Source organism: Roseateles sp. (genome assembly GCF_036404855.1).
Lineage (GTDB): Bacteria > Pseudomonadota > Gammaproteobacteria > Burkholderiales > Burkholderiaceae_C > Pelomonas.
In genome coordinates this window covers 21,949-29,010 of record NZ_DASWYS010000096.1, presented here as the reverse complement: position 1 = coordinate 29,010, position 7,062 = coordinate 21,949, and the positions used below count along the sequence as shown (strand labels likewise).

The 7,062-nt window shown below is 70.0% G+C and carries 4 protein-coding genes; 3 read left to right on the top strand and 1 reads right to left on the bottom strand.

Annotation, left to right across the window (positions count from 1 at the left end):
* The 3 genes from VGF12_RS06305 to VGF12_RS06295 all read left to right on the top strand — a co-directional run.
* A partial coding sequence (locus tag VGF12_RS06305; RefSeq protein ID WP_331175190.1) for a TolC family protein occupies positions 1 to 1,166 on the top strand: 1,166 nt, incomplete at its 5' end.
* 5 nt (positions 1,167 to 1,171) lie between these two features.
* Positions 1,172 to 2,272, top strand: coding sequence for an efflux RND transporter periplasmic adaptor subunit (locus VGF12_RS06300; protein ID WP_331175189.1), 1,101 nt, complete (start codon positions 1,172 to 1,174; stop codon positions 2,270 to 2,272).
* A 15-nt stretch (positions 2,273 to 2,287) separates the two neighbouring features.
* The gene (locus VGF12_RS06295; protein WP_331175188.1) at positions 2,288 to 5,374 is read left to right on the top strand and encodes an efflux RND transporter permease subunit; all 3,087 of its coding nucleotides are present in this window, start codon (positions 2,288 to 2,290) and stop codon (positions 5,372 to 5,374) included.
* Positions 5,375 to 5,482: 108 nt separating this feature from the next.
* On the opposite strand, the gene VGF12_RS06290 is transcribed toward VGF12_RS06295, so the two are convergent.
* Positions 5,483 to 7,036: a methyl-accepting chemotaxis protein gene (locus VGF12_RS06290; RefSeq protein ID WP_331175187.1), complete on the bottom strand. Its 1,554-nt coding sequence runs from the start codon at positions 7,034 to 7,036 to the stop codon at positions 5,483 to 5,485.
* Positions 7,037 to 7,062 lie beyond the last annotated feature (26 nt).

The following is a 7,062-nucleotide window of genomic DNA, read 5'->3' as shown; positions in this document are numbered from 1 at the left end:
TGATGCCGCAGATCGGCGTCGGCGCCCAGGTTCAGCGCGGCCGCGCGCTGAATGGCGTGGCTGGCGACAGCACCCAGGCCACCGCGCAGTTCAGCGCTAGCTGGGAGATCGACCTCTTCGGCGGCCAGCGCGCCGCGGCCGCCGCGGGCGAGGCCGAAGCCGCGGCGACGACGGCCGACTGGCATGCCGCCCGCGTCAGCCTCGCGGCAGACGTGGCGCAGGCCTATGTGCAGCTGCGCTTGGCGCAGGCGCGCGAGGAGTCCGCCGAGCTGGACACCCGGTTCGCCGAACAGATCGCTGCCTGGGGCCGCGAGCAGCGGCAGGCCGGCCTGTTGAGCGCCAGCGACGCAGCGCTGCTGAACACCGATCGCGCCGCCGCGGCCGTCAACCGAAGCCAGTGGCGGGCCGAGGCCCAGATCGCACTGCAGACGCTGGCCCTGCTTTGCGCTGAACGCGCCGACACGCTGGCAACCGAGCTGGCGCCGCCGCCCGTCTCAACCGAGGGCTTCGATCTGCGCCGCAGCCAACCCAGGACGCCCGCCTTCGACGTCAGCGCCCTGCCCGCGCAGCTGCTGGCACAGCGCCCCGACCTCACCGCCGCCCACCAGCGCTGGCTGGCAGCCGCGCAGCAGCAGCGCAGCGTGGAGGCGCAACGCTACCCGCAACTCAGCCTCGCCGCACTCGCTGGCGAGACGCGCCTGCGCGTCGGCGGCAAGAGCAGTCACGGCAGCGCCTGGTCTTTCGGCCCCAGCCTCACGCTGCCGCTCTTCGATGGCGGCGCCCTCGTGGCCGCCGGGCGGGGCGCGCAGGCCGCGGCGGACGAAGCCGCGGCGGCGCTGCAGGCGCGCTGGCTGCTCGCCGTGTCCGAGGTGGAAGAGTCCCTGCAGCGCGTGACGGCAGGCGCTGAACGCGAGCGCGAGGTAGAGGCCGTGAAGCGCGAATGGGAGGGCATCGCCCGCCGCACAGCTGCCCAGGCCCAAGCCGGCCTGCAAAGCGGCGTGCAACGCAACACCACCTTCCGCAATGCGTTGGCCGCCTACGACGCCGTGCTGGCCGTACGCGCCGAACACGCTCTGGCCTGGATTCGGCTGTACCGCAGCCTGGGCGGTGGTTGGAACGCCGACACCCTCACGAACATGAACACGAACACCGCCGACGCGCGCTGAGCACCATGAAGATCAAGAAGCTGCCCCCTGTCCTGTTGACCGCCGCGCTGACCCTCGCGCTGGCCGCCGCCTTCGTCGCCGCCCTGTCCGGTCCCGCGTTCGCCCAGACGCCAGCCGCCGGTGCCGCGCCCAAGCCGGCCCTGACCGTCAAGCGCGTGGTCGCGCAGTCGGCCACCTGGCGGCAGACCCTGTCCGGCACCGGCTCCATCGCAGCCTGGCAGGAAGTCATCGTCGGCGCCGAGATCGGGGGCCAGCGCCTGGCCGCGCTGCAGGTCGACGTGGGTGACCGCGTCAAGAAGGGCCAGTTGCTCGCCAAGCTCAGCCCCGGCACGCTGGAGGCGGACCTCGCGGCCAGCCGTGCCGCGCTGCTGGAGGCCGAGGCGTCGGCCGGCGAAGCCCGCCAAACCGCCGAGCGCGTGAAGACGCTGCAGGGTAGCGAGGCGTTGTCGCCCCAGGCCATCGACCAGGCCCTGGCCGCCGACGCCGCCGCGCAGGCCCGCGTCGCTGCGGCGCGAGCGCGCGTGCAGGCCGACACGCTGCGCCTGTCGTACACACAGATTACCGCGCCGGACGACGGCGTCATCAGCGCCCGCGTCGCCACGCCAGGCGCGCTGGTGCAGCCGGGGCAGGAACTGTTCCGCCTGCAGCGCCAGGGCCGACTGGAATGGCGCGCCGAGGTGCCAGGCGCCGAGCTGGCGCAGCTGCGCGCGGGCCAGCTCGTGCGCGTGCAGCCCAGCGGCGCACCGGCCGTGGAAGGCCGCATTCGCCGCGTCGCACCGCAGGTGGACGCGCAAACACGCAACGGCCTGGTCTACGTGGATCTGAAAGCCGCCGAGCCGCTGCGCGCGGGCCTGTTCGCACGCGGGGACTTCGTGCTCGGCGAGAGCGCCGCGCTGACGCTGCCGCAGAGCGCCGTGCTGCTGCGCGACGGCTTCAGCTACGTCTTCCGCATCGACGGCAGCAAGGTACGCCAGACCAAGGTGCAGACCGGCCGTCGCGAGGGCGAGCGCGTCGAAGTGCGCTCGGGACTGGCCGCGGGCGCCGGTGTCGTCGAGTCCGGCGTGGGCTTCCTCGCGGACGGCGACACCGTGCGCGTCGCACAGTAAGACGGAGACGCAGCGATGTTCAACGTCTCCCGCTGGTCGATCGCCAATCCGGTGCCGGCCATCATGCTCTTCATCATGCTGACCGTGGCTGGTCTCTACGGCTTCAAGCAGATGAAGATCCAGCAGTTCCCCGACGTGGAGCTGCCCACCATCGTCGTCAGCGCTTCGCTGCCCGGCACCGCGCCGGCGCAGATGGAAACCGAGGTGGCGCGCAAGATCGAGAACTCGGTCGCTTCAGCCCAGGGCGTCAAGCACATCTACACCAAGGTACAGGACGGCACGGCCACGGTCACCGTGGAGTACCGGCTGGAGAAGTCGCTGCAGGAGGCGCTCGACGACACGCGCGACGCGGTGACCCGCATCCGCGCCGACCTGCCGGCCGACCTGCGCGACCCGGTCATCTCCAAGATGAGCCTGTCGGGCATGCCCATCCTGACCTACACGGTGTCGTCGAACTCGATGGACGACGAGGCGTTGTCCTGGTTCGTCGACAACCAGGTGGCCAAGCGCCTGCTGTCGGTGCGCGGCGTGGGCTCGGTGGCGCGTGTCGGCGGCGTCAACCGGGAGCTGCGCGTGGAATTGGATCCCGCACGCCTGCTCGCCTTGGGCGTGAGCGCGGCGGAGGTGTCGCGCCAACTCAAGCAGGTGCAGCAGGAGGCCCCGGGCGGCCGCGCCCAGCTGGGCGGCGCCGAACAGTCGCTGCGAACCATCGCCACCGTGCAGAACGCGGCCGATCTCGGCGCGATGAGCATCCCGCTGGCCGACGGCCGCCGCGTGCGGCTGGACCAGATTGCCAGCGTCATCGACACGCTGGGCGAGCTGCGCAGCGGCGCATTCCTGAACGGCAAGCCCGTCGTCGGCTTCGAGATCGTGCGCGCCAAAGGCGCCGGCGAGGTGGACGTGGCCGAGCGCATCCGTGCCGCGCTCGAAGAGCTCAAGGCCGCCCATCCGGACATCAGCGTCACCGAGGCGTTCAACTTCGTCGACCCCGTCATCGAGAATTACAACGGCAGCCTGTCGCTGCTGCTGGAAGGCGCCTTCCTGGCCGTGCTGGTGGTGTGGTTCTTCCTGCGCGACTGGCGCGCCACCCTCGTCAGCGCCGTGGCCCTTCCACTGTCGGCCATCCCGACCTTCCTCGTCATGCAATGGATGGGCTTCACGCTCAACGTCGTGACGCTGCTGTCGCTGTCGCTGGTCATCGGCGTTCTGGTCGACGACGCCATCGTCGAGATCGAGAACATCATGCGCCACCTCACGATGGGCAAGACCCCCATCGAGGCGGCGCGCGAGGCCGCCGACGAGATCGGCCTCGCGGTGATCGCCACGACCTTCACCCTGATCGCCGTCTTCCTGCCCACCGCCTTCATGAGCGGCGTCGTCGGCAAGTTCTTCGTGCAGTTCGGCTGGACGGCGTCCATCGCCGTGTTCTTCTCGCTGGTCGTCGCTCGGCTGCTGACACCCATGATGGCTGCCTACATCCTGAAGGCACCCAAGCATGTGCACAAGGAGCCCTTCTGGATGCCCGGCTATCTGAAGGCAGCGCGCTGGGCCTTCACGCATAAGGGCAAGACCATGGCCCTCACGGCCGCCTTCAGCGTGGCCGCCTGCACGCCACTGTTCATGGGCGCGATCCCGGGCGCCTTCCTGCCGCCGGACGATCTGAGCCAGACGCAGATCAGCATCGAGCTCCCGCCCGGCAGTACTTACGAGCAGACCCGTGCCGTCGCCGAGCAGGCTCGCACCACGGCCGCCGCGCATCCGCACGTCAAGCTCATCTACACGGCAGTCGGCGGCGGCAGCGCCGGCGGCGACCCCTTCGCAATGAGCGGCGCGGCCGAGTCGCGCAAGGCCACGCTGACGCTGAACCTGACGCCGCGCAAAGAGCGCCGCGGCATCAGCAAGCAGCAGATCGAGCGCGAGCTGCGCGAGAAGCTGGAGAACATCGCCGGCGCGCGCATCAAGGTGACCTTCGGTGGCTCCAACGACAAGTACCAGCTCGTGCTAGCCGGCGAGGACGGCGAGCTTCTTGCGGCGCACGCCGCCAAGGTTGAGAAGGAGTTGCGCGGCCTGCCCGGCATCGGACAGGTGACCAGCAGCTCCAGCCTGCAGCGGCCGGAGCTCATCGTGCGCCCCGACGCCGCGCGCGCCGCCGACCTGGGCGTGTCCACGGCCGCGATCGCGGACACGCTGCGCATCGCCACCGCGGGCGACTACGACCAGTTGCTGCCCAAGCTCAATCTTGCCCAACGCCAGGTGCCCATCGTCGTACGCCTGCCGGATTCAGCGCGCGCCGATCTGGCCTTGCTGGGCGAGCTCACCGTGCCCGGCAGCCGCGGCCCCGTGCCGCTGCGCCAGGTGGCCGAGCTGCACCTGACCAGCGGCCCTGCCCAGATCGACCGCTTCGACCGGCTGCGCAACGTGAACTTCGAGATCGAGCTGAACGGCCAGCCGCTGTCTGAGGTGCAGGCCGCTGCCAGCGCCCTGCCCGGCATCGCCGACTTGCCACCCGGCGTCACCAAGGCCGAGATCGGCGACGCCGAGGCATTTGCGGAGCTGGGCCAGGGCTTTGCGCTGGCCATGGGCACGGGCGTGGCTTGCATCTACATCGTGCTGGTGCTGCTGTTCCACGCCTGGGTGCAGCCAGTCACCATCCTGGGTGCGCTGATCCTGTCCATCCCGGGTGCCATCCTGGCGCTCTTCGTCACGCAGACCGACCTCAGCATGCCGGCCATGATCGGCATGATCATGCTGATGGGCATCGCGACGAAGAACTCCATCCTGCTGGTGGAGTACGCCATCGTCGCCCAGCGCGAGCAGGGGCTGACGAGGCTGGAGGCGTTGCTGGATGCCTGCCACAAGCGCGCGCGGCCTATCGTCATGACGACGCTGGCCATGGGCGCGGGCATGATGCCCATCGCCCTGGGTTTTGGCACGGACCCCAGCTTCCGCGCCCCGATGGCCATCGTCGTCATCGGCGGGCTGATCACGTCGACCTTCCTGAGTCTGCTGGTGATCCCGGTGCTCTACGAGATCGTCGACGACTTCATCCAGCGCTTCACCCGCAAGCGCGGCGTGGGGCGGGAGGACGCCGTCTCAGCTTGAGCCCGGACCGGACACCAGGAAGGGGCGCGAGCGGCGCCGGCCGGATCGCGAGGCCATCGCCTCGAGACGCTGACAGCGCGAAACGTCCCCCAGTTCCGTCGGTCTGTTTCAGCTCAGTCTGAACACTGCCACCGATCGAGACAACTCGTCGGCCTGCTGCTGCAGGCTCTGGGCGGCCGCGGCGGATTCCTCGACCAGTGCTGCGTTCTGCTGCGTCATCTCGTCCAGGCTGGCGATGGCCTGGCCAATCTGCCCGATGCCGGTGCTCTGTTCGCCGGTGGCATGGCTGATCTCTGAGACGATGGCGCTGACCCGCGCGATCGCCTCGATGATCTCGCGCATGCTCAGGCCGGCCTTCGCGACCAGGGCAGTGCCGCTGTCCACGCTCTCGCCGCTGCTGAGGATCAGCGACTTGATCTCCTTGGCTGCCTCGGCCGAGCGCTGTGCCAGCGTGCGCACCTCGCCCGCCACGACGGCAAAACCTCGCCCCTGCTCACCGGCCCGCGCGGCCTCGACGGCGGCGTTCAGCGCCAGGATGTTGGTCTGGAAGGCGATGCCGTCAATGACGGCGATGATGTCGCCGATCCGGTTGGACGAGCCGCTGATGCGGCCCATGGTCTGCACGACCTCGTCCACCACCGCGCCGCCCCGCCGCGCCACCTCCGCAGCATCGCTGGCCAACTGGTTGGCCCGCACGGCCGACTCGGCGTTGTGCGTGACGCTGGCGGTCAGCTCCTCCATCGCCGACGCCGTCTCCTGCAGGTTGGACGCGGCCTGCTCGGTGCGGTTGCTGAGGTCCTGGCTGCCGATGGCCACTTCGCGCGACGCGGTGGCGATGCTGTCCGTGCTGTGGCGCACGCCGCTGACGACCCGCGCCAACGAGTCCTGCATACCCTGCACGCCGCGCATCAGCGCCGCCGTCTCGTCGCGCCCATGGGCGTGGACCGGCTGGCTGAGGTCCTGGCTGGCGATGCGCTCGGCCGTCTTCACGGCGTAGGCCAGCGGCGCCAGGATGGATCGGATGTTGAGCGTCGTGTAAGCCGCCAGCAGCAGGACCGCAGCGAAAACCACCACCATCAGGCGGCGACGGATGTCCTGCTCGTGCTCGTCCAACCGGGCGACCTGCGCGGCGGAATGTCGGTCGACCTTCTCCGTCATCTCGCTCAGGGCCTTGTCCATCGCCCGCACCGGCCCCTTGACGGGCTCCATCGCACGGTTGGCCGCCGCCGTGTCGGCGAACTCGCCCCTTGCCACGCGATCAAGGATGGCGCCGAAGCCGCTGCGATAGTCCTGCAACGCCCGCTGCAGCTCGTCCGGCATGCGCTTCACGTCTGCGGGGACGTCGAGCCGGGCAATCTTTCCCAGGCTGGTGGAGACCTTCTCGAAGGTCTCGGTCCAGTCCTGCCGGTAGCGCTCTACGGCCTTGGCGTCGGCCAGGTTGATCAGCAGGTCCTTCTCGTAGCGGCGCAGGTTGCCGACGCCGGCACGTATGCCCGCCAGCTGGGTCAGCGACTCGACGTCGTTGTCCACGTAGTGCACGAACTCGGCCTTGGACTGCGCCAGGCTGCGCAGCCCCTGCATGCCGACGACCAGCATGGCCAGCACCGCCAGCGCGGCGAGTGCGAGCAGCCGCGCCTTGATCGTGAAATCGCTCAGCCTCATCGCCATCCCCCGCTGGAGTGTTGGCG

What these genes read in the sequence shown, in the direction of transcription:
- VGF12_RS06300 (WP_331175189.1), top strand. Translation starts at nt 1,172, where the DNA reads ATGAAGATCAAGAAGCTGCCCCCTGTCCTGTTGACCGCCGCGCTGACC.
- VGF12_RS06295 (WP_331175188.1), top strand. Translation starts at nt 2,288, where the DNA reads ATGTTCAACGTCTCCCGCTGGTCGATCGCCAATCCGGTGCCGGCCATC.
- VGF12_RS06290 (WP_331175187.1), bottom strand. Translation starts at nt 7,036, where the DNA reads ATGAGGCTGAGCGATTTCACGATCAAGGCGCGGCTGCTCGCACTCGCC.